This window comes from Streptomyces sp. NPDC041940, from assembly GCF_055589465.1.
Genome location: NZ_JBVJBP010000013.1, coordinates 56,698 through 75,657 on the forward strand (window position 1 = coordinate 56,698; position 18,960 = coordinate 75,657).

Genomic DNA, 18,960 nt, shown 5'->3' on the forward strand with positions numbered 1-18,960 from the left:
ACCCGAAGGACTCGGGGAACAAGACTTCCGGGTCCACCAGTTCGGGCCCGGGGCCCACACCCCCCGCGGCCCCCACAGACCAAGTCCCGTCGCACTCCCCCCGGCGCCGGGACTCTCCCAAGGCCGGACCCCGGCGCCCCTCCCCCCGGGCGCCGGGGTCCGGCTCTTTTCCTGCCGGTGCCGCGTGCCGAGCCTTCGGCCGCGGTGCTTGGAGGGCGGGGCGGCTTGGAGGGCGGGGCACCCCGTACCTGAACCACGGGGTGGCCCGCCAGATGGCAGATTGTGTCACATGGGCATACCCTGCCGGGCGTGAGCAGCACCACCCCGACCCCGCCTCAGGCCTCGCTGACCGAACGGCGGAAGGCCGAGACGCGGATGGAGATCGCCCGGGCGGCGGCGGGCCTCTTCGTCCGGCACGGCCTGCGCGCCACCCGCGCGGAGGACATCGCCCAGGCCGCCGGTATCGCCCCGCGCACCTTCTACCGGTACTTCGCCACCAAGGAGGAGGCCGTCGCCCCGCTCTACGCGGCCGGTGCCCAGCGCTGGGTGGCGGCGGTGCGGGCCGCTCCGGCCGACGCGAGCGTGCTCCAGGCCCTGGAACAGGGCGTCCGCCACACCCTCACCCCGGGCGTCGGTGTCTCGGCGTCCTCCTGGGAGTGGGTCCGCACACTCCTGCGCCTCGCCGAGGCCAACCCGTCCCTGCGCCGGGTCTGGGCGGAGGTGTGCCAGACCTCGGAACGGATGCTGGGGGAGGTGCTGGCGGAACGGGCGGCGGGTGCCGGGAAGGATCACGACAACGTTGCCGCCGGACCCGGGCTGCGCTTCGCCGCCGCCGTCGCCAGTGCCGCGGTGCGCGCCGCCCTGGAGACCTGGGCGGAAGGGGACGCACCGGCGGAGGGCCCGGGGGGACCGGCGGAACTCGCGTCGCGGAATCTGGCGGCGTTGCGGGACTTTCCGTGGGAGTTGCGGGACTTCCCAGGGGAAGCGTGACGGGGCGGGACCGAAGCGCGCGTGAGTGGAACCGGCGGGGCAATCCGCACCAGAGCGTGATGCGGCGGGGGCCGAACCGCACCTGAGCGGATGCGCCGAGGGCCCGACCCGCGCCCCAACCTGACGCGGCCCGGCCGACCCGTGCCTGAGCGCCAGGCTCATGCGCCGCCCGCGTCCCTGTCCCCGGCCGCCTTGCTCAACCGTGCCCCCAACTGCCTCACGGCCTGTACGAGTTCCACGGGCTCCCGGACCGTGAAGTCGCACTCCAGCATCGCCAGCCGGAACGCCACCCACTGCACCTGGTCTCCCGCGGATCCCCGGAGCCGGCAGCTGTTGTCGTCCAACACCTCAGGCGTGCCCAGCCACTTCGGCAGGCGGGCGGCGACGAAGTCGGCCGGTGCGGCGAAGGTGACCTCGAAGTCGTAGGTCTGCTGCTGCCGTTGCATCGACTGCCGCAGGAACTCGGCCGCGCTCCCCGTCGGCAGCTCGCGCGGTACGAAGCGGGCCCCCGTGGCGAACGGTTCGCTCACCCGGTCGACGCGGAACGTCCGCCAGTCGTCGCGGTCGATGTCGTAGGCGACCAGGTACCAGCGGCGGCCCGTCGAGACCAGCCGGTAGGGCTCCGTCAGGCGGCGCGACCCGGTGCCGTCCGCCGCGCGGTAGGCGAACCGCAGCCGCTCATGCCCGGCCACCGTGGAGGCCATCACGGTCAGTGTCTCGGGTGCGATGCTGGGCCCGTCCCCGCTGGTCAGCGGCATGGTCGCGGCCTGGAGAGTGGTCACGCGGTGGCGCAGCCGGCCGGGCAGCACCTGCTCCAGCTTGGCCAGCGCCCGCACCGACGCCTCGTCCAGGCCCGCCACCGCGTGCCCCGCCCCGGCGCGCAGCCCGACCGCGATGGCCACGGCCTCCTCGTCGTCGAGCACGAGCGGCGGCATGGCCTTGCCGGCGACCAGCCGGTAGCCGCCGTCGGCACCCTTGGTCGCCTGCACGGGATAGCCCAGTTCGCGCAGCCGGTCGATGTCCCGCCGGACCGTGCGGCGGGAGACCCCGAGCCGGCCGGCCAGCTCGCCGCCGGGCCATTCGCGGGGCGTCTGGAGGAGGGAGAGGAGCGTGAGCAGCCGGGCCGGTGTGTCCGTCGTCATACCGACGAGGATGCCGCACCATTAGGTCATGATCTGACCTAATGACCCCCTAGTTTCGAAGCATGACCTCCACCGACACCACCCCTGGCACCACAGGAGGCGGCAACGACCGCCGCCGCTGGTTCGCCCTCGCCATTGTGATGACCGCCGCCTTCATGGACCTCGTCGACGTCACGATCGTCAACGTCGCCATCCCGTCGATCCAGCGGGAGTCGGGCGCGTCCTTCAGCGAGATCCAGTGGATCACCGCCGGATACGCCCTGGCCTTCGCCGCCGGGCTGATCACCGGCGGACGGCTCGGCGACATCCACGGCCGCAAGCGGATCTTCCTCGTCGGCATAGGAGGCTTCACCGTCGCCTCCGCGCTGTGCGGCCTCGCGGTGAACCCGGAGATGCTGGTGGCCTCGCGGTTCCTCCAGGGCGGTATGGCGGCGCTGATGGTGCCGCAGGTGCTGTCGATCGTGCACGCGACCTTCCCGGCGCACGAACGGGGCAAGGTGTTCGGGCTGTTCGGCGCGGTCGTCGGGCTCGGGGCCGTGTCCGGTCCGCTGCTGGGCGCGCTGCTGACGGAGTGGAACCTGTTCGGGTGGGAGTGGCGCTCGATCTTCCTGATCAACCTGCCCGTGGGTGTCGCGGGCCTGATCCTCGGCAGCCGGTTCATCACCGAGTCCAAGGCGCCGAAGGCTCTCAAGCTGGACCTGGTGGGTGTCGCGCTCGTGACGCTGGGTCTGCTGATGCTGCTCTACCCGCTCATCCGCGGCCGCGAGCTGGGCTGGCCGCTGTGGGGGTACGTCTCGATGGCCGGCTCGCTCGTCGTCCTCGCGGCGCTGGTGGCGTACGAGAGGCGCAAGAGCGCGCGGGACGGCTCCCCGCTGGTCGAGCTGTCGCTGTTCCGGGTCAAGAGCTTCGCGGCCGGGATCGCCGTACAGACCGTCTTCGGAGTCGCGCTCGGCATCTTCTTCCTGGTGTGGACGCTGTACATGCAGTTCGGGCTGGGCTGGAGCCCGTTGAAGGCGGGCCTGACCGGGGTGCCGTTCTCGATCGCCGTGTCGGCGGCCGCCGGGATGTCCGTGCAGCTGCTGGTCCCGCGCTTCGGGCGCAAGGTGCTCCAGGCGGGCGCGCTGGTGATGGGGGCCGGGGTGCTGCTCTACATCTGGGAGTCCGGGCACTACGGCGTGGCCATCACCCCCTGGCAGATGGCCCTCCCGCTGGTCGTGATGGGCGTCGGCATGGGCCTGATCGTCGCGCCGCTGACCGACGCGATCCTCTCCGAGGTGCCGCGCGAGCACTCCGGCTCGGCCTCCGGCCTCATCAACACCGTGCAGCAGATGGGCAACGCGCTCGGGCTCGGGCTGGTGTCGGTCGTGTTCTTCGGCTCGATCAGCGACCACCTGAGCCGGAATCAGGTGGGCCCGGCCTTCGCCGACGCCTTCCAGAACGCGCTCGGCTGGGTGGCCGCCGTGATGGGCGTCATCTTCCTGCTGATGTTCGCCCTGCCGAAGCGGCCGGCGCAGCACGTGGAGGGCGAGGCGCAGCCGGCGGAGGGGAAGGAACCGGCGCTGGTCTGACGCAGCGGAAAGCAGGAGCGGGTCCGGCACCTCACAGGGTGCCGGACCCGTTTCTGTTTCCGATCATGCCCGAATGAGCCCGAACCTGTTTACTTCCTGGAAATCTCGGCGTAGCCTCCCGCTGAAACCACACGTTCGGGCATGAGGTGGAGGCGAAACGGACATGTACGCACCGGAGCGGCAGCAGGAGATCCTCCGGCTCGCCCGTGACGGCGGCCGAGTGGATGTCGTGTCGCTGGCCGAGGAGTTCCAGGTGACGGCGGAGACGATCCGCCGGGATCTGACGGCCCTCGACCGGGCCGGCCTGGTCCGCCGGGTGCACGGCGGGGCCATCCCGGTCGGGCGTCTCGACTTCGAGCCGGACCTCGCCGAGCGCGAGACCGCGGCGGCCGACGAGAAGGACCGCATCGCCAAGGCGGCCCTCGCGGAACTGCCGAGCGAGGGCACCATGATCCTCGACGCCGGGACGACGGTGGCGAAGATGGCCGCCGCCCTCCCGCTGGAGGCCTCCCTCACCGTCGTCACGCACAGCCTGCCCATCGCGGCCCGCCTCGCCGACCACCCCGGCATCCAGCTCCACCTCATCGGAGGGCGTGTCCGGCACCGTACGCGCGCCGCCGTGGACGCCTGGGCGCTCAGGGCGTACGGCGAGATCCGCGCCGACGTGCTGTTCGTGGCCGCCAACGGCTTCTCCGCCGAACACGGTCTGACCACCCCCGACCTCGCCGAGGCCGCCGTGAAGCGCGCGGCCGTGGCCGCCGCCCGCCGGGTGGTCCTGATCGCCGACTCCTCCAAGCACGGCCAGGAGCACTTCGCCCGCTTCGGCGACCTGAGCGATGTGGACCTGCTGATCACCGACAGCGGGCTGAGCCCCGAAGACGCCGTCGCCATCGAGCGCGGCGGCACGGAAGTAGTGCGCGCATGATCCTCACCGTCACCCCCAACCCGTCACTGGACCGCACCTATGAGGTGCCGTCCCTCGACCGCGGCGAGGTCATCCGCGCCACCGGCGAGCGGATGGACCCGGGCGGCAAGGGCGTGAACGTCTCGCGCGCGGTCGCCGCGGCCGGACAGCGCACCGTCGCGGTCCTGCCGCTCGGCGGCGCCCCGGGCGCGCTCGTCGCCGACCTGCTCGACAAGCAGGGCATCGAGGTCGCGCCGGTCCCGGTCGCCGGGGCCACCCGCTCCAACATCGCCCTCGCCGAGGCCGACGGCGTCCTGACGAAGATCAACGCACCGGGTCCGGAACTGTCCGAGGCCGAGCGGGAACTGCTCCTGGAGACCGTACGGCAGCAGTCCGGCGACGCCGCCTGGATCGCCTGCTGCGGCAGCCTCCCGCGCGGCCTCGCCCCCTCCTGGTACGCCGAGCTGGTCGCCCGCACGCACGCCGCCGGTGCCCGGATCGCCCTGGACACCTCCGGGCCCGCGCTGCTGGAGGCGCTGCGCGAACGGCCCGATGTGGTCAAGCCGAACGCCGAGGAACTCGCCGGAGCCGTCGGCCGTCCCCTCGCCACCGTGGGCGACGCCGTGAAGGCGGCCGAGGAACTGCGCGCGATGGGCGCCCGGGCCGTCCTCGCGAGCCTCGGCGCGGACGGGCAGCTGCTGGTGTCCGACGAGGGCGCCTGGTTCGGCAGCGCCCGGGTGTCCGCGGTGCGCAGCAACGTCGGCGCCGGTGACTCCTCCCTCGCCGGTTTCCTGATCGCCGGCGGCAGCGGCCCGGACGCCCTCGCCTCCGCGGTCGCCCACGGCGCGGCGGCCGTCCAGCTGCCCGGCAGCGTCATGCCGACGCCGGGCGACCTGGACCCGGCGGCGGTGACGGTCACGGCGGAGGTCCCGGTGGACCGTGCGCTGAAGGAGCCGGTGTCATGACGTACCTCGAGCCGCACGAACCGGACCCTGAGCGGCGGGCCTCCCCGTTACTCCCCGCCGCCACCCTCGTCACCCCCCACAGCAGCACCCCCGTCCCTTCCCCCGCCCACCCCACGCACCGGGCGATACGCGAGCTAAGGAGCCCGCGATGAGCGACATGATCACGGCGGACCTGGTCGACCTCGACCTGTCCGCCGACACCAAGGAGGCGGCGGCGCGCGCCCTCGCCCAGCGCATGGTGGCCCTGGGCCGGGTGACCGACCTGGACGGCTTCCTCGCCGACGTGGCCGCCCGCGAGGCCCAGATGCCGACTGGCCTCGACGGCGGCATCGGCATCCCGCACTGCCGCAGCGAGCACGTCACCGAGCCGACGCTCGCCTTCGGGCGCAGCTCCGACGGCATCGACTTCGGTGCGACGGACGGCCCCGCCGACCTGATCTTCCTGATCGCCGCGCCGGCCGGTGCCGACGACGCCCATCTGACGATCCTGTCGTCGCTGGCCCGGCAGCTGATGAACACGGAGTTCACCGACGCGCTGCGCTCGGTGGGCGACGCGGCGGCCGCGGCGGCGCTGATCCGGGGCGACGAGCCCGAGGCACCCGCCGCGGCAGCGGCCGAAGACACCGTGGCGTCGGCGGGAGCGGCCTCTCCCGCCGCCGCCACGGTCACCGACGACGCCGACGACGCCGACGACGCCGACGGCACCGCCGCTGAGCCGGACCGCCCGTTCCGCATCGTCGCCGTCACCTCCTGTCCCACCGGCATCGCCCACACCTACATGGCGGCGGAGTCGCTGGAGAACGCCGGCCGTGAGGCGGGCGTCGAGGTCACCGTCGAAACCCAGGGCTCGGCCGGTTTCACCCGGCTCGACCCGGAGGTCATCGCGGCGGCGGACGGCGTGATCTTCGCCCACGACGTCTCCGTACGGGAGAAGGACCGCTTCGCCGGCAAGCCGACCGTCGACGTCGGTGTGAAGGCGGGCATCAACCGCCCCGCCGAACTCATCGCCGAGGTCCGCGAGAAGGCCGCGCGCGGCGAGGTCACCTCCGGCTCCCCGGGCACCACGCCCGTCGATCGCACCGGCGACTCCGGCGAGGGCTACGGCACCAAGCTGCGCAAGTGGCTTATGTCCGGCGTCAGTTACATGGTCCCCTTCGTCGCGGCGGGCGGTCTGCTGATCGCCCTCGGCTTCGCGATCGGCGGCTACAAGGTCAACAAGGCCCCGTCGGTGATGGACCACTTCCTGTGGACCCAGGCCGACAGCTGGGCCGCGCTGCTCTTCCAGATCGGCGGCGTCGCCTTCGGCTTCCTCGTCCCGGTCCTGGCCGGCTACATCGCCTACGGCATGGCCGACCGGCCCGGTCTGGTGCCCGGCTTCGTCGGCGGATCGATCGCCCTGACCATCAACGCCGGTTTCCTCGGCGGCCTCGCGGCCGGTCTGATCGCCGGTGGCGTGGTGATCGCGATCCAGAAGGTGAACATCCCGGCGGCGCTGCGCGGCATCATGCCGGTGGTGGTGATCCCGCTGATCTCCTCGGCGATCGTCGGGTTCCTGATGTTCGTCGTCATCGGCAAGCCCATCGCCGAGGCACAGAAGGGCATGACCGACTGGCTGAACAGCCTGTCCGGCGCCAACGCCATCCTGCTCGGCACCCTCCTCGGCCTGATGATGTGCTTCGACCTCGGCGGGCCCGTCAACAAGGTCGCCTACACCTTCGCCACGGCCGGTATCGCGGTCTCCGACCCCAGCGACTCCGCGATGAAGATCATGGCGGCGGTCATGGCGGCCGGCATGGTGCCCCCGCTGGCGATGGCCCTGGCCACGACCGTGCGCGGCAAGCTCTTCAACGCGACCGAGCGCGAGAACGGCAAGGCCGCCTGGGTGCTCGGCGCCTCCTTCATCTCCGAGGGCGCGATCCCCTTCGCGGCGGCCGACCCACTGCGCGTCATCCCGGCCTCCATGGCGGGCGGTGCGATCACCGGTGCCCTGTCGATGGCCTTCGGCGCCACCCTGCGCGCCCCGCACGGCGGCATCTTCGTGGTCCCGCTGATCGGCAACCCGCTCCTCTACCTGGTCGCCATCGCCGCGGGCGTCTGCGTCACGACCGCCCTGGTGATCGTCCTGAAGGGCATGCGCAAGCAGGCCCCGGGCACCACCGCGGCTCCCGGCGAGGGCGCCGCGGCCCCGGCGGCGGAGAACAAGCAGCCGGTGGCGGCCTGACTCCCGTCGCGGTCCGTCCCTTTCAGGGCATGTGAACCGTTCACGCCACCTGCGAGATAGATCACGAAAATCACGGCCCGGGACCGAAGTCCCGGGCCGTGGTGTCTACTGGAACGCATGCCTGAGCACGTCTTTGGGTGGCCCGAAGGCCACTCCCTCCCCGCTCTCCCGCAACAGCGGCAGACAGGCCCCCGGTCGGAGTCCGTGGAGCTGACCACGGAGGAGAGAGACGCCTTCACCGAGCTGGTGCGCCAGTTGGGCGGAGACCGGGGCGTCTAGGTGACCGAGGCGTCTAGGAAAGCTGCGCCGCGCGCCGCTCCATCGCCTCGCGCGCCGCGTCCTCGCTGACGTACACCTCGCACATGTGCCGCCCGTCCGGCGTCGCCGTGTGCTCGACCTCCCAGAGGGAGAACTCCTCCCCGTCACCCAGCAGGAACGCGTGCTCGTAGAGCGAGAAGCCCAGCCCCGCCCGGCCGGCGCGGCAGGGGCGGCCGAAGGCCTGGGTGATCCGGTGGCCGGACGCCGTGGCCAGCAGGGCCGCCGTGTCCGCGCCCGGCCGGTCCGCGTTCTCCGCCCGGCGCAGTAAACGCCGCGCGTGGTCCGCCGAGTCGTCGCCGGCAAAGGCGTGCCGGGGCACGGGGACCGGTGACAGCTGCACCGTCACCGGCAGTTCGAAGTCGGGCGTGTCCGGCGGCAGCGGCAGACGCGCGGTCGCGGCCCGCAGCTCCTCCTCGTCCACATAGACCTCGTGCTGCGGTTCGCTGCCCGGAGCGGTGTTGTGGACGAGCTCCCAGAGCGTGAGCGCCGAACCGTCGGCGAGCAGCCACGTGTGCCGGTACGTCTCCCGGTGCAGGCCCGCGCTGTGGTGCGCGGAGTGCAGCGAACCGTCGTGGGCCAGGGCGCAGTCCAGCCGCCATATCGTCTCGTCCGGCAACTCGAAGGAGTTCAGGGCGCGGCCGAGGAGTCGCGCGAGGTGCTCCTCCGGAGACTCGGGCGAGTCGTGGGGTTCGTACGCTGCCGTCTCGTACGGAACGCTCAAGGTTTCTCCCGGCGTTGCTGCATGTCACCTTGTGGGTGCATACCGTAGCCCCTCGGTCGGACATCATGTCCGGGAACCGAGAAAACGTACGTCCGGGAAGACGCGCGGGCCGCGCGAAAAGTTCCCGCGCGGCCCGATCGGTCCGTCAAAAACCCCAGTTGGGGCGAATGTTCAGTCGCTCACGACGCGCTGCCCGCGACCCACTGGCTCCAGTCCATGTTCCAGCCGTTGAGCCCGTTGTCCGGGGACACCGTCTTGTCGGGGGAGTTCTTCACGATCACCACGTCGCCGATGAGCGAGTTGTCGTAGAACCACTTGGAGGGCGTGTTGCCCCCGGCGCCCTGGACGTCCGCGAGGCCGACGCAGCCGTGGCTGGTGCCCTGGCGCCCGAAGGGCGGGTTGCCCTTGTTGTACCAGTAGTTGCCGTGGATGAACGTGCCGGACGTCGTCAGGCGCATCGCGTGCGGCACGTCCGGGATGTCGTACTCGCCGCCGAGACCGACCGTCCGGCTGTTCATCCGGGTCTGCGTGAACTTCTCCGAGATCACCATCTGCCCGTTGTACGTGGTGTGCTCCGCGCTGCCCGCCGAGATCGGGATCGTCTTGACGGTCTTGCCGTCCCGGACCACCGTCATGGTCTGCGTGTTGACGTCGACCGTGGAGACCTGCGAGCGCCCGACGGTGAAGGTGACCGTCTTCTTCTGCACGCCGTAGACGCCGTTCGCGCCCTCGACCCCGTCCAGGTCGATCTTCATCGTCACCTTGGAGCCGGCCTTCCAGTACTCCTCGGGCCGGAAGTCGAGCCGCTGCCCGTTGAACCAGTGCCCGACCACCTTCTGCCCGCTGCTGGAGGTGACCGTGATGCGCGACTGCACGGCCTTCCGCTCGGTGATGGCCTTGTCGAAGGTGAACGACACCGGCATGCCCGCACCGACCGTGGTGCCGTTGTCCGGCGTGTACGTCCCGATGAAGCTGTTCGACGACGACACCGTCGTGAAGATCGAGTTGGCGGCGGCCGTCCGGCCGTCCGTGTCCTTCGCGGTCGCCGATATCTGGTACTTCGTCCCGCGCTCCAGCTGCTCCTTCGGCTTCCAGGCCTTGCCGTCGGAGGAGATCGAGCCCGGCACGGCCTGATCGCCGCCCGCCACCGTCATCTTCACCTCGGTCAGCTTCCCGTCGCTGACCTTCACGCCGGTCGAGTTGATGGACGCGCCCGTCGAACCGTCCTTCGCCGAGATGGCTATCTTCGCGACGGACGTGTTGCCCGTGCCCTTGCCGCCCTTCTCGTCGTCCTTGGCGGTGGCGCTGCCACCGCAGGCCGTGAGCGTCAGGGCGCCGACCATCAGGGCGGCACAGGCCCCCAGTGTGCGCCGCGCGGCAATGTCCGGCGTTGTCACGGGCTGCTCCCAGTTCGTGTGATGTGAGTGATCCGCTCCAGTACGTGAAGGAAGAGGGGCCCGGCGGCCGTTCGGGTTGCGTCCGGCCGCCAGGAACGACATCACCGTTACATGGCCGCGACAATGTCCGGCATCGCTGTGGGACCGCTGTGGGTGCCCGCCTGCTCAGCGGCCCGCGTACAACTCCCCGTACGACGGCCACGCCCCGCCAGGACCGTCGACCGACCCGGCGGCGCGCACCGCCCGAACGATCGCGCGGGTCACCACGTCAGCGCCCGCCGCGAGGACCTCGTTGAGGGCGAGAGGGTTCGCGCCGTCCAGGGCGCGGTCCCCTGTCGCCAGCGTGAACACCGTGTCCCCGTCGTTCAGGAGGTGCACCGGCCGCACCGCGCGGGCGATGCCGTCGTGAGCCGTACCGGCCAGCTTCTGCGCCTGGGCCTTCGACAGATCCGCGTCCGTGGCGACCACCGCGAGCGTGGTGTTGAGCGGCGGAGGCGTGCTCCTCGCGGCCGTCTCGGCGAGGCGCCGCAGCGCGGCCGCGTGGACCTCCGCCTCCGGGTACTCGACCCGCCCCTGGAACAACTCCCCGTACAGCACCCCCGTTTCCGGATCCACCGTCGAACCCGCCGCGTTGGCCACCACCAGCGCGGCCACCGTGACACCCGAGCCGAGCACCGTGCTCGCGCTGCCGATGCCGCCCTTCACCACCCCGGTCACCGCCCCCGTGCCGGCGCCCACACAGCCCTGGGCCACCCGCGCGCCGGGCTCGCTCGCCGCAGCCGCCTCGACCGCGGCCCGGCCGGTGGCCGCGTCCGGCCGGGCCCGGAAGTCGCCGCCCCGCCCCAGATCGAAGACACACGCGGCGGGCACCACCGGCACGACCTGCGCCGGGTCCGCCCCGACCCGGATCCCGCGCCCCCGTTCCTCCAGCCAGGCCATCACCCCCGAGGCCGCGTCCAGCCCGTAGGCGCTGCCGCCGGTCAGCACGATCGCCTCGACCTTCCGCACCACGTTGCGTGGGTCGAGCGCGTCCGTCTCCTTGGTGCCGGGGCCACCGCCCCGCACGTCCACGGCGGCCACGGCCCCGCCCTCCGGGGCGAGCACGACCGTGGTGCCGGTGAGCCAGCCGTCCCCGGCGCGGGTCGCGTGCCCCACGCGCAGGCCGGAGACATCCGTCAGAGCGTCCACCAGAGCGTCAACTGTCATGGCGCCCAGTGTTGTCCAGCCGTCGGCCCTCGCGGGCGTACCGGGCCGGACGGCGCGCTCAGCCGGCCGGGCCCGACGGCTCCTGGGCCCTCGCCGGGCGCGCGGCCAGCGTCTCTCCCGCCACCACCGACAGCACGCAGACCACGCCCGCCGCCGGCACCGCCCAGTCACCCAGGAACGTGCAGCAGATCACCAGCAGGGCCGTCGTCGGCAGCACCAGCTGCTGGGTGATGCCCGCCTTGAAGTGACGCGAGTGCAGGGCCCACACCGTCAGCAGATACAGGGCCGTCGGCAGGGTCACGGAGGCCGACGCCGCCAGCGTGGAGATGTGCGCCTTGCCGACCGTCTGCTCCACCGCCACCTCCAGTCCGGCCCCGATCGCGGCCGCCGAGGCGAAGACCAGGTAGTGGCCGTAGCCCCAAAGGAACGCCTGCCGGTTGGACCGCAGATGGCTGTGGATGGGCACCACGAAGTAGATCCACCAGGCGGCGAAGATGATCAGCAGCCCGCCGGACGCGATGGGGAGGAGCTCGCCCAGCGCGTCGTTCTCGTCGATACCGGACTTCACGGCGATCGTGGCCGCGGCGACCGTCTCGCCGAGCACGATGATGGTGAACAGTCCGTAGCGCTCCGCGATATGGCGGGGATGCCAGGCCGTGGGGTGGCCCCGCTCGGCGAAGAGCGGCACGCACATCTCCAGCAGGGCCATCACCAGGAACCACCAGGGCCGGGCGCCCTCGGGCAGCAGCACCAGACCCAGCCAGCCGACCTGGCACAGCAGCACCCCGCCTGCGTAGCGCAGGGCCGTCGTGCGCTCCGGGCCCTCGGCGGCACGGGCCGCCCGCAGCCACTGCGTCGCCAGGGCCAGCCGCATGATCACGTAGCCCAGCCAGACCACGAGGTAGTCGTGCTCCTCGAACGCCTGCGAGACCCCCGCCGCGAGGACCAGCACACCCGCGATCTGCACCAGCGTGACGACCCGGTACAGCACGTCGTCGTTGTCGTACGCCGAGGCGAACCACGAGAAGTTCATCCAGGCCCACCACACGGCGAAGAAGACCATCGCGTAGTCGAGGATCCCCTCGCCGGCATGGCCCTCGGCGACGGAGTGCACCAGCTGGATGCCCGCCTGGGCGACGGCCACGACGAAGCACAGGTCGAAGAAGAGCTCCAGCGGCGAGGCCGTCCGGTGCGCCTCGTCGCGTCCGCGGGCCCTGAGCCTGCGCAGCGGTCCCCGGCCGGCGGGCGGGCCGGAGGGGACGGGCGGGGGAGTGGGGCTGGACGTCATGATTCCCAGCACAGCAGAAGGCGCGGGGATTTTCTCCGCGACCGTACCCTGGACGCATGAGCAGCACCCCTGATCCCGAGCCGCCCGCGCCGAAGCCGGCGCTGGTCTTCGACGACCCGCTCGACCAGCAGTCGTCCGACGACACCGACCGCGGCTGGGGCGAGCGCACCGACTCCGGCGGTGGCGCGGCCGACCTCAAGCGCTTCCTCGACGAGAAGCCGCCCCACCACATCTGAGCCGGCCCGGCCGCCGCCCGTGGCGTTACCGCTCCTGCTGGTCGTTCCCCGCACCACGCTGTGCGACCAGTGCGTCCCGGATCTCCTTCAGCACCTCCAGCTCGGTCACCTCGATGACCTCCTGGGTGCCTTCCTTCGCCCTGCGGCGGGCCTCCTGGCGGGCCAGGTACTTCGCCATGGGCAGGACCATCAGGAAGTAGACGACCGCCGCGGTGATCACGAAGCTCATGGCGGCGCCGAGGACGGAACCCCACAGGATCTGGATGCCCTGCTCGCCCTCGCACGTCTCGCTCAGGCACGAGCTGTAGTGGTCGAGGTTCTTGGTCCCGATGGCCCCGACGACCGGGTTGACGATGCCCTTCACCATGGCGTTGACGATGTTCGTGAACGCGGCGCCGATCACCACCGCGACGGCCAGATCGACGACGTTGCCACGCATCAGGAAGGCCTTGAAGCCCTCCCAGAGGCTCGGTTCCTTCTTCTCGCTCACCTCGGGGCCTTTCCTCGCACGAGCAGCTTATGGAACAAAACGCTCCGCAACCTACGTCACGCTTGGGCCGAACCGAGTACGTGGGTCCCTCGAACGAGGGCCTTGACCAGATCATGCACAGCATCACCACAAGGTCACCGCCAACCGCGCGGTGGCGCTCGCCCCGGCCAGCCGGGCGGCGGTGGCGCGCGGCACCGAGAGCACGACCAGTGCCCCGCCGTCGGTCGCGCCCTCCAGGGGCTCCGGCACCTTCGTCACCCTGGCTCCGCGCGCGACCACACGGGCGTCGCCGCCCGACACCGTCCCCTCGGCGGCGATGACGTCGACCCGGTCGCCCGGCCGCAGCAGCCGTACGGTCGCCGCGTCGGCGATCCGGATCGGGGCCGTCACCGGCCCCGCGGCACCCGCACTCGCGGCCCCCGCCCCGGCACCATGCGTCCGCGCGGACCGCTCCCCGGACACCGAGGCCGGGTGCGCGGGAGACTGAGCCCGGGGCTGACCACGGGCCCCGTCACCGTCACGCGGTCCCGCCGCCACCAGCGCGGTCGCGGTGACCGCGAGCCCGACGGCCAGGGCCCGCCGCCGGTGCCGCCCGAGCCGGCCCGACCGGTACCGGCCGCCGCGCACCCGCACGGGATCAAAGCGCGGCACCTCGCGTGTCGCGGGCACCTCGGGGCCGGGCGGGAGAGCGGCGAGGGAGCCGCCGAAAGAAGAAGACGTGAGCGGAGCGAGGGACACGGGAACCACCACCTGCGACGAGGACCGGCTTGCGCTCCCCACGATGAGGCTTCCCGCCGCAGCCCGCTCAGGCCTGTGGAGCTACCCCCAGCCTGTGGACAACTCCCTCACCCGAACGGCAAGTTCCGCCGCCCACCACGGCCCGTCGCCGAACGCCTACCGCCTACCGCCTACGGCAACACGAACCCCGGATCCATCCCACCCAGCGCCCCGCCACACCGACAGTCCCGCTCGTCCGCACCCGGCAACCCGGCCACCGCGTCGAACAGCACCCCCCGCAACCGGCCCACGTTCGCCGCGAACACCCGCAGCACCTCGTCGTGCGAGACGCCCTCCCCGCTCTCGGCACCCGCGTCGAGGTCGGTGACCAGGGTCAGCGACGTGTAGCAGAGCTCCAGCTCACGGGCGAGAGCCGCCTCGGGATGCCCGGTCATCCCCACCACCGACCAGCCCTGCGCCCGGTGCCACAACGATTCGGCACGGGTGGAGAAGCGCGGCCCCTCGATCACGACCAGCGTGCCGCCGTCCACCGGCTCCCAGTCCCGGCCGCGCGCCGCCTTCAGCGCGACGGCCCGCCCGGCGGAGCAGTAGGGGTCGGCCAGCGACACGTGCACCACGTTCGGCACCGATCCGTCGGGCAGCGGCTCTCCGTCGAAGTACGTGTTCGCGCGGGACTTCGTGCGGTCGACCAGCTGGTCCGGCACCAGCAGTGTGCCCGGCCCGTACTCGGGACGCAGGCCGCCCACGGCGCACGGGGCGAGCACCTGGCGCACGCCGACCGACCGCAGGGCCCACAGGTTGGCCCGGTAGTTGATCCGGTGCGGCGGCAGATGGTGGCCCCGCCCGTGCCGCGGCAGGAAGGCGACCCGCCGGCCGGCGACGTCACCGAGGAAGAGGGAGTCGCTGGGCGGCCCGTACGGGGTGTCGACCTGGACCTCGGTCACGTCGTCGAGGAAGGAGTAGAACCCGGAGCCGCCGATGACGCCGATCCCGGCGCCCTGCCCGTCCGCCGGGCCCGTCCCGTCCGCCGAGCCCATCACGTCCGCCGAGCCCGCCTCGTTCGCCTTGTTCGCCATGTCCGCACCCTAACGGCACGCACAAACACCGAGGACCCCGTCGCCGGGAGGCGACAGGGTCCCGTAAGAATTCAGGCTTTACGCGGCGTTGGTGCTGCTGGTGGAGCTGCCCGAGCCCGACGAAGAGCCCGAGGACGAGCTGGACGAGGAACTCGACGAAGAACCCGAACCCGAACCGGAGCCCGAACCGGAGTCGGAGGACGACGAGGAGGAGCTCGACGACTTCGCCGGGGAGCTGCTCGACGAGGAGCCGCGGCTGTCGTTCCGGTAGAAGCCGGAGCCCTTGAAGACGATGCCCACCGCCGAGAACACCTTCTTCAGGCGGCCCGCGCAGTTCGGGCACTCGGTGAGGGCGTCGTCGGTGAACTTCTGCACCGCCTCGAGGCCCTCGCCGCACTCGGTGCACTGGTACTGGTACGTCGGCACTGTCTTCCTCCTGGCACTCTCACTCGATGAGTGCTAACGACGGTCCATAGTGACGTATTCCAGCCGCTCAGTCCACTGCCACCGGCACGCGGTGACCCACGCCACGTGCGACCGTCCGCCCCTGGGCACGCCCCGCCAGCCGTGAACGCAGGGCCAGGAGGGTCGCCAGGGCGAGCACGGTGCCGCCCATCGGCACCAGGAAACCGGCACCGCCCCACAGGCGGTCCTCCAGCTGCCCGGCGATGCTGACGGCCGCCGCCTGGCCGAGTGCCACCGCGCCGGTCAGCCAGGTGAAGGCCTCGGTACGGGCACCGGCCGGGACCAGGGCGTCGACCAGGGTGTAGCCGGTGATCAGGGCGGGCGCGATGCACATGCCGACCAGCAGGCCGAGGCCGGCCAGCACCGGTACCGAGTGGGCGGCCCACAGGCCCGAGGCGGTGAGGGCGAGCGCCGTGTAGCCGATGACCAGGCGCCGCTGCGGGGCCGCCTTCCAGGCGATCGCGCCGCAGACGACGCCGGAGAGCATGTTGCCCGCGGCGAAGACGCCGTAGAGGACGCCGTTCAGGCCCGGTTCGCCGATCGACTCGGTGAACGCGGCCAGCGAGACCTGCATGCCGCCGAAGACGGCACCGATGCCCAGGAAGGTCACGATCAGCACGTGCACGCCGGGGACGCGCAGCGCGGAAGCGTGCTCCACGCGCGCGTGCCCGCCGCGTTCGACGGAGGGCTGGGTGCTCTTCTGCGCGGCGAACAGCAGGCCGCCGATCAGCGTCAGCGAGGCCTCGGTGACCAGCCCGGCGGCCGGGTCGATCGCCGTGCACAGGGCGGTGGCCAGTAGCGGTCCGACGACGAAGGTCAGTTCGTCCGTGACGGACTCGAAGGCCGCCGCGGTGGTCATCAGGGGCGAGTCCTTGAGCTTCACGCCCCAGCGGGCCCGCACCATGGGCCCGACCTGCGGCACCGAGGCGCCGGTCGGGACGGCCGCCGCGAACACCGCCCACAGCGGGGCGTCCAGCAGCGCGAGCGCTGTCAGCGTCAGCCCGGAGGCCGCGTGCAGCAGCACTCCGGGGATCAGCACGGCACGCTGCCCGTAGCGGTCGGCGAGGCGGCCGCTCCAGGGCGCGAACAGGGCGATGGAGACACCGGTGACGGCCGCGGCGGCGCCCGCCGCTCCGTAGGAGCCGGTGGTGTGCTGCACCAGCAGCACGATGGAGATCGTCAGCATCGCGAACGGCTGGCGTGCCGCGAAACCGGGGAGCAGGAACGTCCAGGCGCCGCGGGTGCGCAGCAGCCGGCCGTATCCCGGGCGGGCGGAAGCCGTCGAGTTCTCCGAGTTCGTCGGGTCCTGCGACTTCGAGGTGACCGTGGATGCCACGGCCCGTGCCTTTCTGCCGCCTGGTAGCGCGGCCCGGCGGACGGGCGGCGCCGAGAGCTGTCCTCTTGCGCGGAACTGCGGTAGATGCCGGGGCCCGCTGAGGAGGGACGTCCCGACCGCCATACGGTCGCGCCAGCTCTGCGTCAGACAGAGTTGGTTCGATCTTGGGTCAGACGTTCATCGTACAGGCATCCGTGTACAGGCATCTGTCTACAGGCCTCCCTGTACAGGCATCCGTCTCAACGACCCGCCCCGTCGGTACCCAGCCATCCGGCCAGCTTGCCGCCGTGGCCCACGGCCCGCAGCCGTTTCTCCGTCGCGTCCCGGACCGGATCCGTGGCCACGACGAGGAGCTCGTCCCCGCGTTGCAGCACGGTCGTGGGAAGGGGGACGAACGATTCGTCCGCGCGCACGACGAGCGTCACGGCGGCGCCGGGCGGCAGCCGCAGCTCGTTGACCTCCACGCCGTGCATCTTCGACCCCTCGGGGATCGCCACCGACAGCAGATGCCCGCGCAGCCGCTCCAGCGGGGCCGACTCGATGCCGAGGTCAGCGGCCTCCGAACCGTCGCCCAGGTGCAGCTTGCGGCCCAGCCACGGCAGCGTCGGGCCCTGGACCAGGGTGTAGACGACGACCAGGACGAAGACGATGTTGAAGATCCGGCGGCTGGCGTCGACACCCTCCACCATGGGGATGGTCGCCAGGATGATGGGCACGGCCCCGCGCAGTCCCGCCCAGGACATCAGGGCCTGCTCTCGCCACGGCACCCGGAACGGCGTCAGGCAGAACACCACGCTCAGCGGACGCGCCACCATGGTCAGCACCAGCCCGATGGCGAGCGCGGGCACGATGTCGTCGCCCAGCTCGTGCGGCGTGACCAGCAGGCCGAGCAGGACGAACATGCCGATCTGGGCCATCCAGCCGAGCCCGTCGGCGAAGCCGCGCGTGGCCGGCCAGTGCGGCAGCCGCGCGTTGCCCATCACCATCGCGGCGAGGTACACCGCGAGGAAGCCGCTGCCGTGGGCCAGCGCGCCCGCCGCGTACGCCACGGTGGCGATCGCCATGACGGCGATCGGGTAGAGGCCGGAGGCGGGCAGGGCCACATGCCGCAGCCCCCAGGAGCCCAGCCAGCCCACCGCGAGTCCGATGGCCGCGCCGATGGCCAGCTCCAGCAGGATCACGCCCAGCAGGACGTACCAGTGCTCGACCGGGCCCGCCGTGGACAGGGAGACCACGAGGATGACCACAGGGGCGTCGTTGAAGCCGGACTCCGCCTCCAGGGTGCCTGTCACGCGCGCGGGCAGGGGCAGTTTGCGCAGCACGGAGAAGACGGCCGCCGCGTCGGTCGAGGAGACGACCGCCCCGATGATGAGCGCCTGCCGCCACTCGAGACCGATCAGGTAGTGCGCGGCCGACGCCGTGACCCCGACGCTCACCGCGACACCGGCCAGCGCCAGTGCCGTGGCGGCCGGCAGGGCCGGCTTGATCTCCTTCCACTTCGTGCCGAGGCCGCCCTCGGCCAGGATCACGACCAGGGCCGCGTAGCCGATGACCTGGGTCAGTTCGGCGTTGTCGAAGTGGATGTCGCCCACGCCGTCCTGGCCCATGGCGACGCCTATGCCCAGGTAGACGAGCAGGCTGGGGAGCCCGCTGCGCGAGGAGATCCGTACCGCTGCGACGGCGACGAGCAGGACGAGCGAGCAGACGAGCAGGAGCTGGTTGAGGTGGTGAACAGTCAGCGGCCGAATCCTTCCCTGGCCCGCACGCACACGCGCGTGGGCTCACGTACATCGCACATGAAGCTGTGGCGCATCGCGCCAACTACTTCGTTACCTTACCTAACTCTTGACGATTTCTTGACACTTCCGAGGGCAAGATCGAACGTTCGTCCGTGCTGGT

18 protein-coding genes are annotated in these 18,960 nt (G+C 71.8%); 7 read left to right on the top strand and 11 right to left on the bottom strand.

Translation table 11 applies throughout. The annotated features are described in order from the left end of the window. Positions 1–309: 309 nt before the first annotated feature. Positions 310–990: a TetR/AcrR family transcriptional regulator gene (locus ACZ6I3_RS22360; protein WP_469416762.1), complete on the top strand. Its 681-nt coding sequence runs from the start codon at positions 310–312 to the stop codon at positions 988–990. A 158-nt stretch (positions 991–1,148) separates the two neighbouring features. Here ACZ6I3_RS22360 and ACZ6I3_RS22365 read toward each other — a convergent pair whose 3' ends face one another. Then, complete coding sequence (locus ACZ6I3_RS22365; protein ID WP_469416763.1) at positions 1,149–2,132, bottom strand: helix-turn-helix transcriptional regulator; 984 nt, start codon at positions 2,130–2,132, stop codon at positions 1,149–1,151. A gap of 62 nt (positions 2,133–2,194) precedes the next feature. Here ACZ6I3_RS22365 and ACZ6I3_RS22370 point away from each other — a divergent pair, with 62 nt between their 5' ends. The 5 genes from ACZ6I3_RS22370 (at position 2,195) to ACZ6I3_RS22390 (ending at position 8,069) form a co-directional block, all read left to right on the top strand. Further along, complete coding sequence (locus ACZ6I3_RS22370; RefSeq protein WP_469416765.1) at positions 2,195–3,700, top strand: MFS transporter; 1,506 nt, start codon at positions 2,195–2,197, stop codon at positions 3,698–3,700. A 163-nt stretch (positions 3,701–3,863) separates the two neighbouring features. Then, positions 3,864–4,625, top strand: a complete 762-nt coding sequence (locus ACZ6I3_RS22375) for a DeoR/GlpR family DNA-binding transcription regulator (protein WP_189726863.1) — start codon at positions 3,864–3,866, stop codon at positions 4,623–4,625. Continuing rightward, on the top strand, positions 4,622–5,569 hold the full coding sequence (gene pfkB, locus ACZ6I3_RS22380) for a 1-phosphofructokinase (protein ID WP_469416767.1): 948 nt from the start codon (positions 4,622–4,624) through the stop codon (positions 5,567–5,569). The genes ACZ6I3_RS22375 and pfkB overlap by 4 nt, the downstream gene beginning before the upstream one ends. 148 nt (positions 5,570–5,717) lie before the next feature. Beyond that, positions 5,718–7,790 (top strand): PTS fructose transporter subunit IIABC, encoded by a 2,073-nt coding sequence (locus ACZ6I3_RS22385; protein ID WP_469416769.1) that lies wholly within the window; start codon positions 5,718–5,720, stop codon positions 7,788–7,790. Positions 7,791–7,907: 117 nt separating this feature from the next. Next, entirely contained in the window at positions 7,908–8,069 is a 162-nt protein-coding gene (locus ACZ6I3_RS22390; protein ID WP_469416770.1) for a hypothetical protein, read from the top strand. 13 nt (positions 8,070–8,082) lie between these two features. Here the strand turns inward: ACZ6I3_RS22390 and ACZ6I3_RS22395 are convergent, their stop codons facing one another. The 4 genes from ACZ6I3_RS22395 to ACZ6I3_RS22410 form a co-directional block, all read right to left on the bottom strand. Beyond that, a complete protein-coding gene (locus tag ACZ6I3_RS22395) occupies positions 8,083–8,829 on the bottom strand; it encodes a DUF6227 family protein (RefSeq protein WP_469416772.1) in 747 nt (248 codons plus the stop codon). A gap of 179 nt (positions 8,830–9,008) precedes the next feature. Then, the gene (locus ACZ6I3_RS22400) at positions 9,009–10,226 is read right to left on the bottom strand and encodes a L,D-transpeptidase (protein ID WP_469416774.1); all 1,218 of its coding nucleotides are present in this window, start codon (positions 10,224–10,226) and stop codon (positions 9,009–9,011) included. Positions 10,227–10,391: 165 nt separating this feature from the next. Then, positions 10,392–11,432: a P1 family peptidase gene (locus ACZ6I3_RS22405; RefSeq protein ID WP_469416775.1), complete on the bottom strand. Its 1,041-nt coding sequence runs from the start codon at positions 11,430–11,432 to the stop codon at positions 10,392–10,394. Positions 11,433–11,490: 58 nt separating this feature from the next. Further along, positions 11,491–12,720, bottom strand: coding sequence for a low temperature requirement protein A (locus tag ACZ6I3_RS22410; RefSeq protein ID WP_469416777.1), 1,230 nt, complete (start codon positions 12,718–12,720; stop codon positions 11,491–11,493). A 56-nt stretch (positions 12,721–12,776) separates the two neighbouring features. Between ACZ6I3_RS22410 and ACZ6I3_RS22415 the strand changes: the two genes are divergently transcribed. Further along, positions 12,777–12,956, top strand: a complete 180-nt coding sequence (locus tag ACZ6I3_RS22415; RefSeq protein ID WP_328339800.1) for a hypothetical protein — start codon at positions 12,777–12,779, stop codon at positions 12,954–12,956. 25 nt (positions 12,957–12,981) lie between these two features. Here ACZ6I3_RS22415 and mscL read toward each other — a convergent pair whose 3' ends face one another. The 6 genes from mscL to ACZ6I3_RS22445 all read right to left on the bottom strand — a co-directional run bounded on the left by mscL (position 12,982) and on the right by ACZ6I3_RS22445 (position 18,830). Continuing rightward, positions 12,982–13,446 carry a large conductance mechanosensitive channel protein MscL gene (mscL, locus tag ACZ6I3_RS22420; protein ID WP_469416778.1) on the bottom strand — a complete coding sequence of 155 codons (465 nt, stop codon included), beginning with the start codon at positions 13,444–13,446 and terminating at the stop codon, positions 12,982–12,984. A 123-nt stretch (positions 13,447–13,569) separates the two neighbouring features. Then, entirely contained in the window at positions 13,570–14,184 is a 615-nt protein-coding gene (locus ACZ6I3_RS22425; RefSeq protein WP_469416780.1) for a hypothetical protein, read from the bottom strand. Between the two features lie 170 nt (positions 14,185–14,354). Next, complete coding sequence (locus tag ACZ6I3_RS22430; protein WP_469417014.1) at positions 14,355–15,221, bottom strand: S-methyl-5'-thioadenosine phosphorylase; 867 nt, start codon at positions 15,219–15,221, stop codon at positions 14,355–14,357. Positions 15,222–15,338: 117 nt separating this feature from the next. Further along, positions 15,339–15,686, bottom strand: a complete 348-nt coding sequence (locus ACZ6I3_RS22435; RefSeq protein ID WP_469416782.1) for an FmdB family zinc ribbon protein — start codon at positions 15,684–15,686, stop codon at positions 15,339–15,341. A 67-nt stretch (positions 15,687–15,753) separates the two neighbouring features. Beyond that, positions 15,754–17,061 carry an MFS transporter gene (locus ACZ6I3_RS22440; protein ID WP_469416784.1) on the bottom strand — a complete coding sequence of 436 codons (1,308 nt, stop codon included), beginning with the start codon at positions 17,059–17,061 and terminating at the stop codon, positions 15,754–15,756. 239 nt (positions 17,062–17,300) lie between these two features. Continuing rightward, entirely contained in the window at positions 17,301–18,830 is a 1,530-nt protein-coding gene (locus ACZ6I3_RS22445) for a potassium/proton antiporter (protein WP_469416786.1), read from the bottom strand. Between the last annotated feature and the right edge of the window lie 130 nt (positions 18,831–18,960).

Coding starts and splice junctions, on each gene's coding strand:
- ACZ6I3_RS22365 (WP_469416763.1), bottom strand. CDS start 2,132: ATGACGACGGACACACCGGCCCGGCTGCTCACGCTCCTCTCCCTCCTC.
- ACZ6I3_RS22370 (WP_469416765.1), top strand. CDS start 2,195: ATGACCTCCACCGACACCACCCCTGGCACCACAGGAGGCGGCAACGAC.
- ACZ6I3_RS22375 (WP_189726863.1), top strand. CDS start 3,864: ATGTACGCACCGGAGCGGCAGCAGGAGATCCTCCGGCTCGCCCGTGAC.
- pfkB (WP_469416767.1), top strand. CDS start 4,622: ATGATCCTCACCGTCACCCCCAACCCGTCACTGGACCGCACCTATGAG.
- ACZ6I3_RS22385 (WP_469416769.1), top strand. CDS start 5,718: ATGAGCGACATGATCACGGCGGACCTGGTCGACCTCGACCTGTCCGCC.
- ACZ6I3_RS22390 (WP_469416770.1), top strand. CDS start 7,908: ATGCCTGAGCACGTCTTTGGGTGGCCCGAAGGCCACTCCCTCCCCGCT.
- ACZ6I3_RS22405 (WP_469416775.1), bottom strand. CDS start 11,432: ATGACAGTTGACGCTCTGGTGGACGCTCTGACGGATGTCTCCGGCCTG.
- ACZ6I3_RS22410 (WP_469416777.1), bottom strand. CDS start 12,720: ATGACGTCCAGCCCCACTCCCCCGCCCGTCCCCTCCGGCCCGCCCGCC.
- ACZ6I3_RS22415 (WP_328339800.1), top strand. CDS start 12,777: ATGAGCAGCACCCCTGATCCCGAGCCGCCCGCGCCGAAGCCGGCGCTG.
- ACZ6I3_RS22430 (WP_469417014.1), bottom strand. CDS start 15,221: ATGGGCTCGGCGGACGGGACGGGCCCGGCGGACGGGCAGGGCGCCGGG.